Source organism: Nocardioides ochotonae (assembly GCF_011420305.2).
Lineage (GTDB): Bacteria > Actinomycetota > Actinomycetes > Propionibacteriales > Nocardioidaceae > Nocardioides > Nocardioides ochotonae.
Genome location: NZ_CP061769.1, coordinates 3,683,665 through 3,702,035, shown reverse-complemented (window position 1 = coordinate 3,702,035; position 18,371 = coordinate 3,683,665). Strand labels below are relative to the sequence as shown.

Sequence of the window (18,371 nt, the reverse complement as noted above, 5' to 3'; positions counted from 1 at the left end):
GGGAACGGACCTCAGAGGCGCCACACGGTGAGCGAGGCGCCGTCCGCGGCCGGCACCACGACCGCGGTGTCGTCCTGCTCGAGCGGGCCCGGCGCGCCGTCGGTGGCGACCACCACCGTGCCGTCGAGCTCGCCCGCGGCCCCCAGCAGCTGCCCCGCCGGCAGTCGTACGGCGGGCCCCGCCGCGCGCCGTGCGGCGACGAGGACGTCGCCCTCGGGGTGCTCGCGGACGAAGACCAGGGTGTCGTCGTCGACGTGCGCCCAGCGCAGACCGCCGCGGCGCAGCGCCACGTGTTCGCGGCGCGCGGCGGCCAGCGCGGCGTACGCCTCGAGGGTGGTGGTGTCCCAGCGCTCGCGGTGCTGCCACGGCATCGGGCGCCGGGAGTCCTCGCCCGCCACCCCCTCGAGCCCGATCTCGTCGCCGGCGAAGACCATCGGCACGCCGGGCAGGGTGAACTGGAGGCCGGCCGCCACCCGGTGCCGCGCGGGGTCCTGCGTGACGGTGCGGATCCGGGCGCTGTCGTGGGAGCCGAGGATGTTCCACGACGCGCTCGCGGCGCGCCAGCCGTAGCGGGCCTGCCACTCGCGGAAGGTGCGCTGCACCAGCGGCCCCGGCCGCACCGGCACCGGCAGCGGACGCCCGAAGGGGCGCGCGGGGGAGTCCGGGGAGCGCAACCAGGACCACACCGGCCAGGAGAACCCCGAGTAGTTCATCGTGCCGTGCCAGCCGTCGCCGTCGAGGTCCTCGGAGGCGTCGTGGTTGTGCTCGCCGATGACCAGCGCATCTGGTCGCTCGGCCTGGGCGGTGCGCCGCACCGCCCGAGCGACCTCGTGGTTGACGTCCAGCGCCCCGAGGCGCCCGGTCATGTTCGCCACGTCGATGCGCCACCCGTCGACGTCGTACGGCGGGCGCAACCAGCGCGCCACGATCGAGGTGGGCCCCTCGACCATCGTCGCGCGCAGGTCGGGGTCGGCGAGGTTGAGCTTGGGCAGGGTCGCGAACCCCATCCAGCACTCGTAGCCGCCATCGGCGTCGAAGTGGTACCAGCTGCGGGTCGGGGCGTCGGGGGCGGCGGCCGCGCCCACGAACCACTCGTGGGTGTCGCCGGTGTGGTTGGTGGTGAGGTCGCCGAGCAGGCGCCACCCGCGGGCGTGGACGGCGCGGGCCAGCCGCTCGTACGCCGCGTCGCCGCCGAGCTGCGGGTCGACGCCGTCGAAGGTGGAGGCGTTGTAGCGGTGGTTGCTCTCTCCCGGGAAGACCGGCGTCGTGTAGAGGATCGTGGCGCCGACCTCGGCGACGTGGTCGAGGTGCTCCACGACCCCGTCGAGGTCCCCGCCGAAGAGCTGGACCGCGGTGCGCGGGTCGCTGAGCTCGAAGACCACCTCGTCGTCCCAGTCCGCCGGCAGCGCCCAGTCGGGCGTCGCGCGCTCCTCGGCGGCCGCGGACCGGGCGAAGCGGTCGGGGAAGACCTGGTAGACCACGCCGTCGCGGCCCCAGTCCGGTGCCGGCTCATGCACGGTGACCCGGTGGTCGAAGGCATCCGAGACGTCGTGCTCGGCGATCCCTGCCGCGGTCAGCCAGCGCTGGTTCCCGGCCGCGTCGGCGAGGAGGAACCGGTAGCGGGTGAGGGGGTTGTGCACCGGCAGCGTGCCCTCCCACCAGGTCGTGGCGGCGTCGCGTGAGGTGACCGTGCAGGGGTGGTAGACCGGCTCCGCGTCGTACGTCGTGCGCAGCCAGACCTGCTCGACCGGGTCGCCGGCGGCGGTGCGCAGACGCACCGTGACGCTGGCGCCGAGGGCTGGCGCCTCGTCGTCGAGGTACGTCGGGGAACCGTCGTGGTGGGGCTCGTGCAGAAGGCTCACGCGCCCAGCGTCCCCGATCACCCCGCCGGGCCCACGGTGCGGGCCCGCGAGGTGCGTCACACGGGGGACGCTTGACATGCGCGCCAGACTGGGGCCCGGTTTCGCGCTCGGGGCGAGCCCGGAGGACACTAGGAGCGACCGCGTACCGTCGGTCGCGCCGCCCCACGCACCCGAGGTGACAGATGCCCGAAGAGCAGCCCGTCGCTGCCCCGTCGGACGTCCCCGCGCCCGCCGGCCGGCGCAAGGCCAAGCCGCCGCGTCGCCACACCGTGGCCAAGGTGGTCGTCTCCATCGTCGTCGCCCTCGGCATGGTCACCGCGCTGGGCACGGTCTGGCTCTACCGCGACCTCACCGACAACATCACGGTGTTCGACCTCGCCGACCAGCTCGGCGACGACCGCCCGGACAAGGCCGTCGACGACGGGCCGCAGGAGCCGCTCAACATCCTGGTGATGGGCTCCGACGCCCGTGACGGCGACGGCAACAACATCGACGGCCTGACCGGCGGCGGCCAGCGCTCGGACACCACGATCCTCTTCCACCTGTCCGGTGACCGCTCCCACGCCTACGGCGTGAGCATCCCGCGCGACTCGCTGGTCACCCGCCCCGACTGCATCGCCGAGGACGGCAGCGTCATCGCGGGCGCCGAGAACGCCATGTGGAACGACGCGTTCGCGCTCGGCGGCCCGGCGTGCACGATCCACCAGTTCGAGGAGCTGACCGACGTCCTCGTGGACCACTTCGTGGTCGTCGACTTCGCCGGCTTCAAGGACATGGTCGACGCGATCGACGGCGTCCCGGTGTGTGTGCCCGAGGACATCGAGGACCCCAAGCACGGCATCTTCATCGAGGCCGGCACCCGCGACCTGAACGGCGAGGAGGCACTCAACTACGTGCGCGCCCGCTACACGCTGGGCGACGGCTCCGACATCGGCCGGGTCAAGCGCCAGCAGGCGTTCATCGCCGCGATGGCCAACAAGGTGGTCTCCGGCGGCGTGCTGGCGCGTCCGGACCGGCTCATCGGGTTCCTCCAGGCCGCGACCAGCTCGCTGACCGTGGACCCGGGGCTGAGCAACCCGCTCAAGATCAGCAAGGTCGGACTGGGCTTCCAGGACATCGGGCTGTCCAGCATCCGCTTCATCACCGTGCCGTGGGCCTACGACACCCGCGAGGAGTTCCGCGGCCGCGTCGTGTGGACCGAGGACGCCGCGAAGGTCTGGAAGCGGGTGCGCAACGACTCGCAGATCTCCCGGCGCCTCGACAGCGGCGCGATCAACGCCGCCACGGTCCCCGGCGCCGGTGGCAAGGGCAACGGCTCCGGCAAGGGTTCGGGCGGCGGCTCCGATGGCACGGGCGCCTCGCCCAGTGCCGACCCGGAGGAGGCGGCGCGCGACGAGGAGCAGCGTCAGGCGCTGGCCGATGCGGGGCTGTGCGTGTGAGCGCGGAGCGAGCCGAGGCTGCGGGCGGGTCCGCCGGGGTCCGTGGGGCCCGCGAGTCCGCGTGGGAGCGCCGCAAGCGTCTCGCCGAGGTCTTCGGCGAGACGCTCCCGGAGACCACGCGCGACGAGCGCGAGCCCGAGCCGGGCCAGGACCGCGGCAACGACGCCTGGCTGCGTGCGCAGGTGCCGCCGCACCACGGCTCCTGACCGCTGCCCTACGGGGTCAGACCCCCGGGTTGGTGGTGCCGGGTCCGTCGGTGACCCCGGGGTTGGTGGTGCCGCCCTGCCCGGTGCCGCCCGCGCCGCCCTGCTGGGTCGCGAGCAGGTCGCGGATCTCGCCGAGGATCTTGATGTCCTCCGGCGTACCGGGCGGGGCGCTGGGGAAGTAGCGCTCCTTGGCCTTCGTGTACGGCGTGACGATGAGGAAGTAGACGACCGCCGCGAGGATCACGAACGAGATCAGGGCGGTGATGAACGCGCCGACCGAGACGCCCTTCGGCTCGTAGTTGGAGAAGTCCTTGACGCCCCCGGCCTTGCCGACGAGGTCCATGATCACGTCCACCATCGCGGTCACCACGGTCGCGAAGGCGCCGCCCATGATGAACGCGACGGCGAGCTCGACGAGGTTTCCGCGCAGCAGGAAGTTCTTGAATCCGCTCAGCATGGGTGCTCCTAGGGGAGTGGCCTGAGGAAAGCCGGATCTCGCAGGCTAGCCGCTGTAGGAGAAGCTGAGGTAGTGCCGGACGGCCGCGTCGGCCAGGACGGGCACGTCGGCCTCGAGGGCACCGACGACGACCAGCCGGCCGCCGAGTCCCTGGGCGCCCGCGTCGGCGGTGTGGTCCGGGACCGCCAGCACCGGGACCGCGTGCGCGACCACGGCGGGCTCACCGCCCTGCGGGTCGGCGGCCACCAGGTCGACCACGTCGCCCACGCGCAGCAGCGCGACCATGCCGGCGTCGGGGAGCCGCACCGGCACCGCGACCAGGCCGGGATGGGCGCGGGTCAGCGCCGGGCCGACGAGGCGTACGTCGGTCACCGCCTCACCGGCGCGCAGCGGTGCGGCGAGCACCCGGCCGACCGGCGCCTCGGCCAGCCCGGCAGGCGCGGTGCCGGGTGCGAAGCTGACCTCGACCAGGTCGTCGGCGGCCAGCGCGGCCCCCGACGGCAGGTCGCGCGCAGCGACCAGCACGATGTCACGCCGTGGGGGCGGGTCGGCACTGGCCTGCAGCCCGGCGGCGACCGCCACGGCGACCAGCACCGCGGCCAGGAGCCGGCGACGCGCCAGCACCGCACGGCGTACGGCGCGCGCGGCGCGGACAGGTCGGCGAGGGGTGACGGGGGAGAGGTCGAGGGGCACCCCTCGACGCTAGGTCGCGATGCGGCCCTCCGCCGCGGCCCTCCACAGGGTCAGCTGCTGGAGGACGCCGCCGGGGTCGAGGAGGAGCTCGTCGTCGACGTCGAGGTGGAGGAGCTCGAGGAGGACGAGGAGGACCCAGCGTCGCTGGAGCTCGAGGACGAAGACGAGGAGCTCGCGGCCGGCTCGCTCGCGGAGGACGAGGAGCGGCTGTCGGTGCGGTAGAAGCCCGATCCCTTGAAGACGACGCCGACGGCGTTGTAGAGCTTGCGGAGCTTGCCGGTGCAGGCGGGGCACTCGGTCAGCGCGTCCTCGGAGAAGCTCTGGACCTGCTCGAACTGGTGGCCGCACTCGGTGCAGGCGTACTGGTAGGTAGGCATGGGGGCTCCGGGGTGCTCGGGACTGCTCGGCGGACGGGAGGGTCCGCGCAGGAAGGTCTGGTCGTCGTCGCAGTGACGGCGCTGGCACTCGACGTGCGCGAGTGCCAATGATACGACACGGCAGAATGGCGCGCGATGACGAACGCCACATCCTCGCAGGGCCGGGTCCGCCGGTGGACCCGGTCGTTCGCGCGCCAGCCGCGCGCCGTCCGCGTCACGACGTACCTCGCCGCCGTCCTCACGCTCGTCCTCGTGGTCGGGGTGCTGGTCGCGGCGGCGCTCGAGCGCCGCCCGCTGCCGCAGGTCGACGGCGCCCGCGACCTGCCCGGCCTGGGCGCCGACGTGGAGGTGCTGCGCGACGCGCACGGCGTGCCGCAGCTGTACGGCGACTCCCTGGAGGACCTCGTGCGCGCCCAGGGCTACGTGCACGCGCAGGAGCGGTTCTTCGAGATGGACGTGCGCCGGCACGCCACCGCCGGCCGGCTCGCCGAGCTGTTCGGCGAGGACGCGGTCGAGAGCGACGCGATGGTCCGCACGATGGGCTGGCGGCGGGTCGCCGAGCGCGAGCTGGCGCTGGTCGCCCCCGAGACCCGGGAGGCGCTGGAGGCGTACGCCGCAGGGGTGAACGCCTACCTCGCCCAGCACTCGCCGTCCCAGATCGCCGTGGAGTACACCGTGCTGCGCCTCGGCGGGCTGTCCTACCGCCCCGAGGAGTGGACGCCGGTCGACTCGCTGGCCTGGCTCAAGGCGATGGCGTGGGACCTGCGCGGCAACATGGGCGAGGAGATCGGGCGGGTGCTGGCCGAGGCGGAGGTCGGGGCGGCGCGGGCTCGCCAGCTCTGGCCGGCGTACCCGTTCGAGGAGCACGCACCGATCGTCGGCGAGGGTGCGGTGATCGACGGGGTCTTCGAGCCCGGCGCCTCGGGCCCGGACAGCCGCAACCCGCTGCGCCCCGGCTACACCGCCGGCGAGCGCGCGGCCCTGCGCGACGTGGGGGCGAGCGTGCAAGCGCTGCCGGCGCTGCTCGGGCGCGGCGACGGCATCGGCTCCAACAGCTGGGTCGTGGACGGCGCGCACAGCGAGACCGGTGCGCCGCTGCTCGCCAACGACCCGCACCTCGGCGTCACGATGCCGGGGGTGTGGATGCAGATCGGGCTGCACTGCCGCACGGTCTCGCCGGACTGCCCCCTCGACGTCGCCGGCTTCAGCTTCTCCGGGGTCCCTGGCGTGATGATCGGGCACAACGCCGACATCGCCTGGGGGTTCACCAACCTCGGCCCCGACGTCACCGACCTCTACCTCGAGCAGATCGACGGCGAGCGCTGGCTCGACGACCGCGGCTGGCGCCCGCTGGTGACCCACACCGAGACCATCGAGGTCGCCGGCGGCGACGACGTGCAGCTCGAGGTGCGCCGCACCGACCAGGGCCCGGTGCTCTCCGGGGTCTCGGACCAGGTGGCCTCGGTCGCCGACGAGCGCGGGGCCCGCGACGGGCGGGAGTACGCCGTGTCGCTCGCGTGGACCGCGCTGGAGCCGACGCCCACCGCCGACGCGATCCTGGCGATGAACCTGGCGACCGACTGGGACTCCTTCCGCGCGGCGGCCGCCGACTTCGCGGTGCCGGCGCAGAACCTCGTCTACGCCGACCGGGCGGGGCACATCGGCTACCAGGCCCCCGGGCGGGTGCCGGTGCGCAAGTCCGGCAACGACGGCCGACTGCCGGGGCGGGGCTGGCGCGCGGAGGACGAGTGGACCGGCACGTCGGTGCCGTTCGCGGCGCTGCCCTTCGCGCTCGACCCCGACGAGGGCTTCGTCGTCACCGCCAACCAGGCGGTCGTCGGCCCGGGCTACCCCTACCACCTCACCGAGGACTGGGACCGCGGCTACCGCGCGCAGCGGATCCGTGACCGGCTCACCGACCGGCTGGCCGACGGCGGCGAGGTGTCGGTCGAGGACATGCTCGACGTGCAGCTGGACCGCCACCACCCGTTCGCCGCCACGCTCACGCCGTACCTCCTCGACGTGGAGCTGCCCCAGGGCTATGCCTCCGACGGGCAGCGGGTGCTGGAGGAGTGGGACCACAGCCAGGACGCGGACAGTCCCGGCGCGGCGTACTTCAACGTGGCGTGGCGCAACCTGCTCGAGCTCACCTTCCACGACGAGCTCTCCGAGGAGCTGTGGCCCGACGGCGGGCAGCGCTGGTACGCCGTCGTGGCACGCCTGCTCGAGCGCCCCGACGACCCGTGGTGGGACGACGTGCGGACCGCCGAGCGCGAGACCCGCGACGACGTGCTGGCCGCCGCGTTGACCGAGGCCCGCGACGACCTGACCCGACTCTCCGACAGCGACCCCGAGGCGTGGCGGTGGGGGCAGCTGCACCGCCTCGAGCTGCGCTCCCCGTCGCTCGGCGAGTCCGGCATCGGAGTGGTCGAACGCCTGGTCAACCGCGGCGGCTGGCAGGTCGGCGGCGGCAGCTCGACGGTCGACGCCACCGCCTGGGACGCCGCCGAGGGCTTCGAGGTCACCGCCGCGCCGTCGATGCGGATGGTCGTCTCCCTCGCCGACCTCGACGAGTCCCGCTGGATCAGCCTCACCGGCGTCTCCGGCCACCCCGCGAGCAAGCACTACACCGACCAGACCGACCTCTGGGCCCGCGGCGAGACCATCCCCTGGCCCTTCGAGGTCGACGCCGTCGAGGACGCCGCCGAGCACCGGCTGGTGCTCAAGGCGGTCGAGGACGACGAGGGCTGAGCGCCGCGCCCCTTGGTCGAGTTTGCTGAGGCCCACGCAGCGGTGCGGCCCCGCCGGCTGGGTGCTGACGGGGTTCGGGGCGGTGGATCTACTCGTCCGGCGGGTGCGCGGCGACGAGGCTCGTGGTGCCGTGATCCTTCACGAGGTGGAGCCCGTGCGGGGATCGCCAGAGATAGGTGGCGGCGTCGGTCTTGTCGTAGGTCCACGCCGTGTGGGTCTTGGCGCGATGGTGGCGCCGGCACAACGGGGCCAGATTGCAGCTGCACGTCGGGCCAGCATCACCGTGGGCGGTGACGTGGTCGGTGTCGCAGCGGCGGGCTGGTCGTTCGCACCACGGGAAGGCGCACACCGGCTGGCCCAGCCGGGTCTGCTCGACGAGTCGGTCGGGGATCGCGTAGGCGTCGGTGTGGTGATGGGCCTCGAGGTCGATGACCGGCTTGATGGTCACGTGAGCGTCGGGGCTGGCGCACCAGTCGCGGACCTGCTCGGTGGAGACGATGGAGCGGGTCTCCTCGATGCTGGCGAAGCCGGCCTCGTCACGGCTGATCGCGGCGTGGGAGAGGTGGACGTGGATGACCACCTGCCTCGGCTTCACGACCGACGCGGTGCCCTCGGTGGCGCTGCCAGCTTCGGTGCGCAGGTCGAAGGCGAGCTGCCGTCGGGCGAGCTCGCCGGCGGCCATCGAGCGGCGCACGTCCAACGACTCGGTGGACCCGAGGGTGGAGAGCTCGTCGGCGCCCTGGCGGATCGCGGTGTCGAGGTCGATCGCGTCGGTGAGGTCGAGGAGCCCTTCGACGTGGACGGTGCCGTCGTGGCTGGCCTCGCGGGTGTGCACGTCGAAGCGCCGGCCGTCGGCGGCGGCGAGGCGGTCCTTCTCCGCGCCCTCGGGGTCGTAGGCGACGCGGGCCTGGTCGACGAGGCGCTCGATCGCGGCCCAGCTGATCTTGCCCACGAAGCCGGCGAGTTGGCGGTCGACGAACTCTGCGCCCTCCATCGGCAGGGAGGTGGTCAGCTGCGCCAGCCGCCGCGCCTTCCACAGCGGCACCTTGCCCGCACGCGCCAGCTGCCAGGTCCGCTTCAGCCGGTGCGCCAGCTCCAGCGCATCACCGACCAGCGCCCGCGCGCCGTCGGTCGACATGCCCAGCGCGGCACCGAACTCCATCGGCGCGAACTCCGCGACCAACGGCGTGCCCTCACCCGCGAGCGGAACGGCGACCTCGCCGAAGACCGAGCCCGTGGAAGGCGCCTCGACCACCGACTCCTCCGGGTGCATCGCCGCCCACACCACAGCGGCCTCCAGGACGTCGACCTCCGCCCGCTTGGCAGCGGCGTTCTAGTCGAACGCACGTTCGACGACAAGGGCTTCTCCACCGCGGTCTCGACAAGCTCGACCCACGGCCCTGCCCTACCAACGGTCCCGCTCGGTCGACCGTCCTAGAACCGCACCAACCCCGCCGGCGAGCAAGCGGCACGGACCGGGCGGTCGTGGGGCTCGGCGGGGACGTCGATGCCGACCTCGTCGTCGTACAGCAGCACACAGGTGAAGGTGCCGGCTGGCACCCGGCCCAGCGCCCGGTCGTAGGACCCGCCGCCGCGGCCCAGGCGCATCCCGTGCTCGCCGACCGCCAGTCCGGGCACGAGCACCGCGTCGGCGGTGGCGATCGCCGCGACGCCGAGGGAGTCCTCGGGCTGGAGCAGTCCGAGCTTCGCGGGGGCGAGGGACTGCTCGCCGCGCCAGGTGCCCCAGTCGAGGTCGCCGTCGGGCATCAGGCGCGGCAGGATCACCCGGCGTCCGGCCTGGGTAAGCGCCTCGAGCAGCGCGGTGGTGCCGGGCTCGGTGCCCACCGAGACGTACGCCGCGATGGTCGCGGCCCGCGCCACCTCCGGGGTCTCGACGAGGTGTCCGGCGATCGCGCGCGCGGCCGCGCCGATCTCGGTCAGCGGCAGGCGCCGGCGTGCCGTGAGCAGGCGATCGCGCACGGCGGTCTTGGCGGCCGCCGCGCCGACCGGTGGGATTCTGGGAGGAATTTGTGGCTCGGGCACACGGCGAGCCTACGATCGCCCCATGGGTAGTGCAGGCCTGACACAGGCGCGCGAGAAGATGATGGCCGCCGGAGTGGACGAGGTGGCGATCGAGACGTTCGCCCACTACTACCGGCTGCTCGAGCACGGCGAGACCGGGATGATCCCCGAGTCGACCATCGAGCCGGTCGACATGGAGGCTCTCGCGGACGTCGAGGTCCCCGACGACGTCGCCGCCGAGGCGGTGCGACACACGGCGGTGATCAAGCTCAACGGCGGCCTCGGGACCTCGATGGGCATGGACCGCGCCAAGTCGCTGCTGTGCGTGCGTCGCGGGCTCTCGTTCCTCGACATCATCGCCCGCCAGGTGCTCCACCTGCGCCAGCAGTACGACGCCACGCTGCCGCTGATCTTCATGAACAGCTTCCGCACGTCGGCGGACACGATGGCCGCGCTGACCCGCTACGAGGACCTGCCGGTCGAGGGCCTGCCGCTGGAGTTCCTCCAGAACAAGGAGCCCAAGCTCCTCACCAAGGACCTCACCCCGGCGAACTGGCCGGCCGACCGGGACCTCGAGTGGTGCCCGCCCGGCCACGGCGACATCTACACCGCGCTGCGCGGCACCGGCCTGCTCGAGCGACTCATCGAGGCGGGCTACCGCTACGTCTTCGTCTCCAACTCCGACAACCTCGGCGCCGTCCCGGACGCCCGGGTCGCGGGCTGGTTCGCCCAGAGCGGCGCGCCGTTCGCGATCGAGGCGGTACGTCGTACTCCCTCCGACCGCAAGGGCGGCCACTTCGCACGCCGCCTCAGCGACGGGCGGATCGTGCTGCGCGAGAGCGCGCAGACCCTCGACGCCGACAAGGACGCGCTCGCCGACCTCGGCCGGCACCGCTTCTGCTCGACCAACAACCTCTGGTTCGACCTGCAGGCCATGCAGCGCACCCTCGACGAGCGCTCCGGCATCCTCGGGCTGCCGATGATCCGCAACGTCAAGACCGTCGACCCCGGCGACCCCTCGAGCCCCGAGGTGGTCCAGATCGAGACGGCGATGGGTGCCGCGATCGAGGTGTTCGAGGGCTCCCGGCTGATCGAGGTCGGTCGCGACCGGTTCATCCCGGTGAAGACCACCAACGACCTGCTGGTGCTGCGCTCCGACGTCTACGACATCCGCGACGACTTCGTGCTCGACCAGTCCGCCGCGCAGGTGCCCTTCATCGACCTCGACACCGGGTTCTTCAAGCTGGTCGGCGAGTTCGACAAGCGCTTCCCCGAGGGCGCGCCCTCGCTGCGCAAGGCCAGCGCCTTCCGCGTCGACGGCGACGTCACCTTCGGCAAGGGCGTGGAGGTGGTCGGCGACGTGGAGGTCAAGGCCGAGTCCGCCCGCCGCGTCGAGCCGGGCACCGTCCTCGCGGCCGAGAGCTGAGCCGCGCGTGAGCGACGCGACGAACGAGTCCGGCAACGCCCCCGCGCCCGCGGACCGGCTGGTCAGCGTCGAGGAGCACCTCGACCGGGTGCTGCGCGACCTGCGACCGCTGCCGGACCACCCGCAGCCGCTGATGGACGCGCTCGGCCTCGCCTGCGCCGAGGACGTCGTCGCCGAGGTCGCGCTGCCGTCGTTCGACAACTCCGCGATGGACGGGTACGCCGTGGTGCACCGCGACGTCGCCAGCGCCAGCGCCGACGCCCCCGTGCACCTGCCGGTGGTGGGGGAGATCGGGGCCGGCAACGCCCAGCTGCTCGCGCTCTCGCCCGGGACCGCGGCCAAGATCATGACCGGCGCCCCGGTGCCGGCCGGCGCCGACGCGGTGGTGCCCTATGAGTGGACCGACCGCGGTGTCGCCCAGGTCCGCATCGACCGGGCCCCCGCGCGCGGTCAGCACGTGCGCCCGGCCGGCGAGGACGTCTCGATCGGCGACCTCGTCGTCGAGCACGGCACCGTCCTGGGCCCGCGCCACCTCGGGCTGCTGGCCTCGCTGGGCCGCGCCACCGTGCGCTCGCGCCCGCGCCCCCGCGTCGTTGTGCTCTCCACCGGCTCCGAGCTGCGCGAGCCCGGCACGCCCCTGGGCCACGACTCGATCTACGACGGCAACTCCTTCCTCCTGGCCGCCGCCGCGCGCCGTGCCGGGGCGCTGGCCTACCGGGTCGGGATCGTCCCCGACGAGCCGGCGGCGTTCCTCGAGGCGCTGGAGGACCAGCTGGTCCGCGCCGACGTCGTGGTGACCTCCGGCGGCGTCTCCCAGGGCGACTTCGACGTCGTCAAGGAGGCGCTCGCGCCCACGGGCGTCTGGTTCGGCGGCGTCGCGATGCAGCCGGGCAAGCCGCAGGGCTTCGGGTTCGTCGGTGAGGACCGCACCCCGATCTTCACGCTGCCGGGCAACCCGGTCTCCTCCTACGTCTCCTTCCAGCTCTTCGTGCTGCCGGCGCTGCGCCGGCTGATGGGGATGGAGCCGCCGGTGCGCCCCACCGTCCCGGCCCGGCTGACCCGGTCGGTCGCCTCGCCCGCCGGCAAGCGGCAGTTCCTGCGTGCCGAGTACGTCGTCGAGAGCAGCGGGGCCTCGGTCGCGCCGGTCGGCGGCGCGGGCTCGCACATGATCGGCGAGCTGGCCTCGGCCAACGCCTTGATCGTGGTCCCCGAGGACGCCACCATGATCGCCGCGGGCGAGCGGGTCGACGTGATCCCGCTGGACACCGAGCGCTGAGTCCCGGCGTTTCCCGCCTCGTCCCCTGGAGGACCCCATGACCGACCGCCCGGCCCAGCTGACCCACGTCGACGAGACCGGCGCGGCGCGCATGGTCGACGTCTCCGCCAAGGAGGTGACCGCGCGTACGGCGTCCGCCTCCGGGCGCGTCCTGGTCTCCGCGGACGTGGTCGCGCTGCTGCGCGGCGAGGGCGTGCCGAAGGGTGACGCGCTCGGGGTCGCCCGGGTCGCGGGGATCATGGCCGCGAAGCAGACACCCGCCCTGGTGCCGCTGTGCCACCCGCTGGCGATCTCGGGTGTCACCGTCGACCTCGACGTCGAGGACGACGCGGTCGCGATCCGCGCGACGGTGCGCACCACCGACCGCACCGGCGTCGAGATGGAGGCGCTCACCGCCGTCTCGGTCGCCGCCCTCACGGTGGTCGACATGGTCAAGGCCGTCGACAAGGGCGCCGTGATCACCGACATCCGCGTGGAGGCCAAGTCCGGCGGCCGGTCCGGCGACTGGAGCCGCGCGTGAGCAGCGGCCCCGACGCGGGCACCCAAGGGGAGGCCCGCGGGCTCCCCGCCGCCGTCGTCGTCGCCTCCAACCGGGCCGCCGCGGGTGTCTACGAGGACACCACCGGCCCGTTGATCCGCGACGCGCTGCGCCGCCTCGGGTTCACCACCGGTGAGCCGGCCGTGGTGCCCGACGGCGCACCGGTCGGTACGGCGATCCGCGCGGCGCTCGACGCCGGCGCCCGGGTCGTGCTGACCACCGGCGGCACCGGCCTCACCCCGACCGACCGGACCCCCGAGGTGACCCGGGAGCTGCTGGACCGCGAGGTGCCGGGCATCGCCGAGGCGATCCGCGCCCACGGGGTCGCCCAGGGAGTGCCCGCCGCGGTGCTCTCCCGGGGTCTCGCCGGGGTCGTGGGGGAGTGCCTGGTGGTGAACCTCCCCGGCTCGCGGGGTGGGGTCAAGGACGGCCTCGCGGTGCTCGAGCCGGTGCTGGTGCACGCGGCCGAGCAGGTCGTGGGGAGCGACCATTGAGCGGCGCGCGGGTCTCGCCGTCCGCCGGCGTGGCCTGGCCGGTGCGGCTGAGCTCCGGGCCGGTGCTGCTGCGCCCGCTGTCGCTGCGTGACCGCGACGCCTGGCGCGAGGTCCGCTCGCGCAACGCCGCGTGGCTGGTGCGCTGGGACGCCACCGTGCCGCCGGGCGCCGACGCCCGCCCCACGTCGTACCGCGCCCTGGTGCGGACGCTGCACCGTCAGGCGCGGCAGGGCACGACGTACCCCTTCGCCATCGACGTGGACGACCGCTTCGTCGGGCAGGTGACGGTCAACAACGTCGTGCGCGGGTCGGCGCAGTTCGCCTCGATCGGCTACTGGCTGGACCGCGAGGTCGCCGGGCGCGGGATCATGCCGCGCGCGGTCGCGATGGTCATCGACCACTGCTTCGGACCGCTGGGGCTGCACCGCATCGAGATCGCGATCCGCCCCGAGAACTCCAACTCGCTGCGGGTGGTGGAGAAGCTCGGGCTGCACGAGTACGGGCTCGCGCCGCGCTACCTGCACATCGACGGCGACTGGCGCGACCACCGGCTCTACGCGATCACCCGCGAGGAGCGCCGGGGCTCGATGCTGGACCGGCTCGACAAGTCCTGAGCTCCGGCAGGTCGCCCCGGGCTGCTCGGGGGCTTTCGGATGTCCGGTGGGCGAGACGGGCCCGAGAAATGTCGGCCAGTCACAGGAGCCTCACCAGTAGTTTTGCGACACACCTGCCGATCTCCGGAAGTCGGTGGGGCCGCGCTCCTAGGCTCTTGACTCGTGAACCCGAGCGCACTCATCTTCCTCGCCCTGGCTGTGGCGTGGGCGGTCTATCTCGTCCCGAAGGCGCTCAAGCACCACGACGAGGCGGTCCGCAGCCGCTCGGTGGAGCGGTTCTCCGACACCATGCGGGTGCTGGCGCGCCGTGAGCCCGTGGACCGTGGCTCCCGCACGGTGCTCACTCCGGGCCGCACGCCCTCCGCGCCGGTCGTGGCGATCAAGCCCTCGGGGTCCTCGACTCCCTCCGCTCCCTCGGTCGAGGTGCCCGCTGCGGCCCCCGTCGTACTCACCCCCGCGCAGCGCCGCGCGCGCCGCGAGGCCGCCAACCGCGCCGCGGCCCGTCGTCGCCGGGTGCTGGTCGCGATCCTCGGCGCCAACGCCGTGGTCATCGGGCTCGCGTCGTTCTCGGTGATCTCGTGGTGGTGGGTCGCCGCCCCCGTGGCCGTCCTCGTGGCCTGGCTGGTCGCGTGCCGGCTGATGGTGCGCCAGGAGCGCGGCCTCTCCGCGCGCGTCGCGCGTCCCGCTGCCCCCGTCTCGGCGGCGGCCGAGGAGTCGCCGGCCGAGCCCGAGCAGGCTCCCCTGGTGTCCGCGACGGCCGAGGAGGCCGACCACGAGGCGCCCGGCGAGAGCACCGAGGAGTTCAGCGTCGTGACCGTCACCCCCGACGCCGAGACCGGCCTCTGGGACCCGGTGCCGGTCACCCTCCCGACGTACGTCTCGAAGCCCGCGGCGGCGCGCCGCTCGGTGCGCACCATCGACCTCGACGACACCGGCGTGTGGACCTCGGGTCGCACCGACGCCGACAGCCAGATCGCCCGCGAGGCCGCGGACGCCGAGCGTGCCGAGCGCGCGGCCCGCACCGAGGGCGACAGCCAGCGGGCCTTCGGGTCCTGACCCGCTCCTCGCCTCGGGCCGATTGGCTGGCCCGGGGGAGCGGGTGCTAACGTTTCGCCCGCGTCATCACGACGCGATGGGGCTGTGGCGCAGTTGGTAGCGCGTCTCGTTCGCAATGAGAAGGTCAGGGGTTCGAATCCCCTCAGCTCCACCGAAGACACGAACGGCCGGCGAGGATCTCGCCGGCCGTTCCTGTATTTCCGCCCCGGTCGCGAGACCGTCCGGGACGCTCCGCCCGCGCGTCACCCGGACGGGCGAGATCGTGCCGCGCTCGAACGGGTGACAGGGGGAAGCCGATCCTCAGCAGCGGGGCTCGGTTGGTACGACGTCGAGAGACGTCCTGTCTGAAGGCGAGACGACGATGCTGACCCTGAGTGTCATCCTGGCCGCCCTTGCGCTGGCGGCGTTCGTCACCCGCGTGCTGGTCCCGACCTGGCAGCACGACGCAGAACGGCGACACCACGGCACGCCGGGACGGGTGGGCCGCCACGCCGATCGGACGCCGCGGGGCGGCCTCGCGCGGTGAGGGCGGGCCGGCCCGGCCCGGCCCGGTCACCCGCTGCCGCGTCACCCGCTGTGTTCGCGCGCGGACTGGCGCAGCCGGCGCCGCATGGCCCGGGCTGCCGGCGGGAGCGTGGCGGGTCGCGGGCGCTCGGCACGCCGTGCCGCGGCGCGGTAGAAGGAGTGCTTGGTCGCCTCGGCGGCGACGACGTAGGCCAGCGTGATCAGCACCAGGGACCCCAGCACGGCGGCGGGCAGCGGACGCAGGCCGAGCAGGGAGGCGCCGGTGGAGTAGGGGATCGCGATGGTCACGACCGCGACCACGCCGGAGGTGATCAGCAGGGCCCTGCCCGGGCGGCTGCGGTACGCCGGCCGGCGGGTGCGCAGCACGAGCAGGACGGCCAGCTCGGTCAGGGTCGACCCGACGAACCAGGCGGAGCGGAACAACGTCGAGCCGGCGTCGAAGACCTGCAGCAGCACCGCGAAGGTCAGCAGGTCGAAGGCGGTGCTGAGCAGGCCGAACAGCACCATGAAGTCCCGGATGAACCCGATGTCCCAGCGCTGCGGCCGCTCGAGCTGCTCGGCGTCGACGTGGTCGGCGGCGAGCGTGGTGCTGGGGATGTCGGAGAGGAAGTTGAGCAGCAGGATCTGCCGGGGGAGCAGGGGGAGGAACGGCAGGAACGCCGAGGCGACCACCATGCTCGCCACGTTGCCGAAGTTCGCGCTGACGGTCGTGGTGATGTACTTCAACGTGTTGGCGAAGGTCTGGCGGCCGAGCCGGACGCCGTGCTCCAGGACCGCGAGGTCCTTGTCCATCAGCACGATCGCGGCCGCGCTCTTGGCCACGTCCACGGCGGTATCCACCGAGATGCCGACGTCGGCGAGGTGCAGGGCACCGGCGTCGTTGATCCCGTCGCCGAGGTAGCCGACCGTGGCGCCGCCGGAGCGCAGCGCCCGGATGATCCGCTCCTTCTGCGCCGGGTCGACCTCGGCGAAGACCTGGGTCTCGCGTGCCTGCGAGACCAGCTGGTCCTCCTCCAGCCGGTCGATGCCCGCGCCGGTCAGCAGCCCGGCCGGGTCCAGGCCGACCTCGCCGGCGACGTGTGCGGCCACCCGCTGGTTGTCGCCGGTGATCATCCGGACGCTGATGCCGGCGGCGGCCAGCTCGCGCAGGACCGGGGCGGCGTCCTGCTTGGGCGGGTCGGTGAGCACGAGGAACCCGGCGAACACCAGGTCCCGCTCGTCCTCGGCCGTGACGGTGTCGACCCCGGGCAGCTCGCGCTGAGCGAGCGCCAGCACCCGGTGGCCCGCGTCGCTGAGCTCGCGGAACCGGGCGTCCAGCTCGGCGTGGGGCGTCTCGGGGACGCAGACCCCGATCACCGAGTCGTAGGCGCCCTTGCAGACCAGACGACGGCCGTCGGGGCCCTCGACGAGCACGCCGAGCCGCTTGCGGGTGAAGTCGTAGGGCACCTCGTCCACCGCGGCGTACGCCGGGTCCGGGGCGCGGGCGGCCACGACGGCGGCGTCGATGGGGTTGGCATACCCGCCCTGCAGCCCCGCGTTGAGCGCGGCGAGCGCGAGCACCTCCTCGCTCGGGGTGCCGGCGGCGTCCAGCGCCGCGTGCAGCCGGACGGTCCCCTCCGTGAGCGTCCCGGTCTTGTCGGTGCACAGCACGTCCATCGCGCCGAAGTCCTCGATGGCGTCCAGGCGGCGCACGATCACCCGCTCGGACGCCATCCGCCGCGCGCCGACGGCCAGGCTGACCGCCACGATCGCCGGCAGCATCTGCGGGGTCAGCCCGACCGCGAGGGAGAGGGAGAACAGCAGCGACTCGGCGAACGGCCGGTCCAGGCCCAGGTTGAGGCCGAAGATCACCAGGCCCAGCACGAAGGTGACCCGGGCGAGCAGCAGCCCGAAGCCCCGCACGCCGCGCTCGAACCCGGTGGTCGGGGCGCTCTCCTCCAGTCGTCCCGACAGCCGGCCCAGCTCGGTGCGCGCGCCGGTGCGCACCACCACCGCGAGCCCGCGACCGCTCACGACGTGCGAGCCGAGGAACAGCGCGTCGTGCCGCTCGGCCAGCACCGTGTCGGCGCGCACCGGCTCGGGGTGCTTGTGCTGGGGGAAGGTCTCGCCGGTCAGCGGCGCCTGGTCCACCTGGAGCGCGTCGGCGTCGAGCATCCGGCAGTCGCCGGGCACGACGTCCCCGGCCTTGAGGACGACGACGTCGCCGGGCACGACCTCCTCGACGGCGACCTCGACGTCGGTGCCGTCGCGGCGCAGGTCCGCATGCACCTGCACCAGGGCGAGCAGCCGTTGCATCTCCACCGAGGCGCGGTGCTCCTGGTAGAACCCGAGCAGTCCGCTCAGGGCCACGATGGTGAGGATGATCGCGGCGTCGGTGACGTCGCGCAGCACGATCGAGACCAGGCTGGCGAAGACGAGGATGAGGATCACCGGGTCGGCGAACTGCTGACCGAGCGTCCGCAGCCAGCTGCCGTGCCGGGCCTCTGCCAGCCGGTTCGGGCCGACCTCGTCGAGGCGCCGCGCGGCCTCCTGTGCGGACAACCCGGCCTCGGTCACCTCCAGCGAGCGAAGGACCGTGTCGGCCGGTGTGGCCCAGTAGGTGTCGAGATCCCGCGGGGGCGGACCCATCTCCCGA

General features: G+C 73.6%; 17 protein-coding genes and 1 tRNA gene. 11 read left to right on the top strand and 7 right to left on the bottom strand.

Annotated elements, in window-relative coordinates; translation table 11 throughout:
• Positions 1-11: 11 nt before the first annotated feature.
• Positions 12-1,862, bottom strand: coding sequence for an alpha-amylase family glycosyl hydrolase (locus HBO46_RS17795; protein WP_224769218.1), 1,851 nt, complete (start codon positions 1,860-1,862; stop codon positions 12-14).
• Between the two features lie 182 nt (positions 1,863-2,044).
• Between HBO46_RS17795 and HBO46_RS17790 the strand changes: the two genes are divergently transcribed.
• A complete protein-coding gene (locus tag HBO46_RS17790) occupies positions 2,045-3,301 on the top strand; it encodes an LCP family protein (protein ID WP_166134088.1) in 1,257 nt (418 codons plus the stop codon).
• Positions 3,298-3,507 (top strand): hypothetical protein, encoded by a 210-nt coding sequence (locus HBO46_RS17785; protein ID WP_166134086.1) that lies wholly within the window; start codon positions 3,298-3,300, stop codon positions 3,505-3,507. Before HBO46_RS17790 ends, HBO46_RS17785 begins: the two co-directional genes overlap by 4 nt.
• Positions 3,508-3,523: 16 nt before the next feature.
• Here the strand turns inward: HBO46_RS17785 and HBO46_RS17780 are convergent, their stop codons facing one another.
• From HBO46_RS17780 to HBO46_RS17770, 3 genes are read right to left on the bottom strand one after another with little or no spacing between them, the layout of a single operon-like run.
• The gene (locus HBO46_RS17780; RefSeq protein WP_166136089.1) at positions 3,524-3,961 is read right to left on the bottom strand and encodes an MscL family protein; all 438 of its coding nucleotides are present in this window, start codon (positions 3,959-3,961) and stop codon (positions 3,524-3,526) included.
• 48 nt (positions 3,962-4,009) lie between these two features.
• Positions 4,010-4,657: an SAF domain-containing protein gene (locus HBO46_RS17775; RefSeq protein ID WP_166134084.1), complete on the bottom strand. Its 648-nt coding sequence runs from the start codon at positions 4,655-4,657 to the stop codon at positions 4,010-4,012.
• A gap of 50 nt (positions 4,658-4,707) precedes the next feature.
• Positions 4,708-5,034, bottom strand: coding sequence for an FmdB family zinc ribbon protein (locus HBO46_RS17770; protein WP_166134082.1), 327 nt, complete (start codon positions 5,032-5,034; stop codon positions 4,708-4,710).
• A gap of 135 nt (positions 5,035-5,169) precedes the next feature.
• On the opposite strand from HBO46_RS17770, the gene HBO46_RS17765 reads away from it, so the two are divergent.
• The gene (locus HBO46_RS17765; RefSeq protein WP_166134080.1) at positions 5,170-7,785 is read left to right on the top strand and encodes a penicillin acylase family protein; all 2,616 of its coding nucleotides are present in this window, start codon (positions 5,170-5,172) and stop codon (positions 7,783-7,785) included.
• A gap of 88 nt (positions 7,786-7,873) precedes the next feature.
• On the opposite strand, the gene HBO46_RS17760 is transcribed toward HBO46_RS17765, so the two are convergent.
• Together HBO46_RS17760 and HBO46_RS17755 are read right to left on the bottom strand one after the other, a co-directional pair.
• Positions 7,874-9,073 (bottom strand): HNH endonuclease signature motif containing protein, encoded by a 1,200-nt coding sequence (locus HBO46_RS17760; RefSeq protein WP_166134078.1) that lies wholly within the window; start codon positions 9,071-9,073, stop codon positions 7,874-7,876.
• Between the two features lie 146 nt (positions 9,074-9,219).
• Entirely contained in the window at positions 9,220-9,765 is a 546-nt protein-coding gene (locus HBO46_RS17755) for a 5-formyltetrahydrofolate cyclo-ligase (RefSeq protein WP_224769216.1), read from the bottom strand.
• An 85-nt stretch (positions 9,766-9,850) separates the two neighbouring features.
• On the opposite strand from HBO46_RS17755, the gene HBO46_RS17750 reads away from it, so the two are divergent.
• The 8 genes from HBO46_RS17750 (at position 9,851) to HBO46_RS17715 (ending at position 15,737) form a co-directional block, all read left to right on the top strand.
• The gene (locus HBO46_RS17750) at positions 9,851-11,233 is read left to right on the top strand and encodes a UTP--glucose-1-phosphate uridylyltransferase (RefSeq protein ID WP_166134076.1); all 1,383 of its coding nucleotides are present in this window, start codon (positions 9,851-9,853) and stop codon (positions 11,231-11,233) included.
• A 7-nt stretch (positions 11,234-11,240) separates the two neighbouring features.
• Positions 11,241-12,509: a molybdotransferase-like divisome protein Glp gene (gene glp / locus HBO46_RS17745; protein ID WP_224769215.1), complete on the top strand. Its 1,269-nt coding sequence runs from the start codon at positions 11,241-11,243 to the stop codon at positions 12,507-12,509.
• Positions 12,510-12,546: 37 nt separating this feature from the next.
• On the top strand, positions 12,547-13,029 hold the full coding sequence (gene moaC, locus HBO46_RS17740; protein WP_166134074.1) for a cyclic pyranopterin monophosphate synthase MoaC: 483 nt from the start codon (positions 12,547-12,549) through the stop codon (positions 13,027-13,029).
• Positions 13,026-13,541 (top strand): MogA/MoaB family molybdenum cofactor biosynthesis protein, encoded by a 516-nt coding sequence (locus tag HBO46_RS17735; RefSeq protein WP_166134072.1) that lies wholly within the window; start codon positions 13,026-13,028, stop codon positions 13,539-13,541. The genes moaC and HBO46_RS17735 overlap by 4 nt, the downstream gene beginning before the upstream one ends.
• Entirely contained in the window at positions 13,538-14,155 is a 618-nt protein-coding gene (locus tag HBO46_RS17730; protein ID WP_207950227.1) for a GNAT family N-acetyltransferase, read from the top strand. Before HBO46_RS17735 ends, HBO46_RS17730 begins: the two co-directional genes overlap by 4 nt.
• A 162-nt stretch (positions 14,156-14,317) precedes the next feature.
• A complete protein-coding gene (gene sepX, locus HBO46_RS17725; RefSeq protein ID WP_166134070.1) occupies positions 14,318-15,211 on the top strand; it encodes a divisome protein SepX/GlpR in 894 nt (297 codons plus the stop codon).
• A gap of 78 nt (positions 15,212-15,289) precedes the next feature.
• Positions 15,290-15,362: transfer RNA gene (locus HBO46_RS17720), tRNA-Ala, on the top strand.
• A gap of 210 nt (positions 15,363-15,572) precedes the next feature.
• The gene (locus HBO46_RS17715; RefSeq protein ID WP_166134068.1) at positions 15,573-15,737 is read left to right on the top strand and encodes a hypothetical protein; all 165 of its coding nucleotides are present in this window, start codon (positions 15,573-15,575) and stop codon (positions 15,735-15,737) included.
• 41 nt (positions 15,738-15,778) lie between these two features.
• On the opposite strand, the gene mgtA is transcribed toward HBO46_RS17715, so the two are convergent.
• Complete coding sequence (gene mgtA / locus HBO46_RS17710) at positions 15,779-18,364, bottom strand: magnesium-translocating P-type ATPase (RefSeq protein WP_166134066.1); 2,586 nt, start codon at positions 18,362-18,364, stop codon at positions 15,779-15,781.
• Positions 18,365-18,371 lie beyond the last annotated feature (7 nt).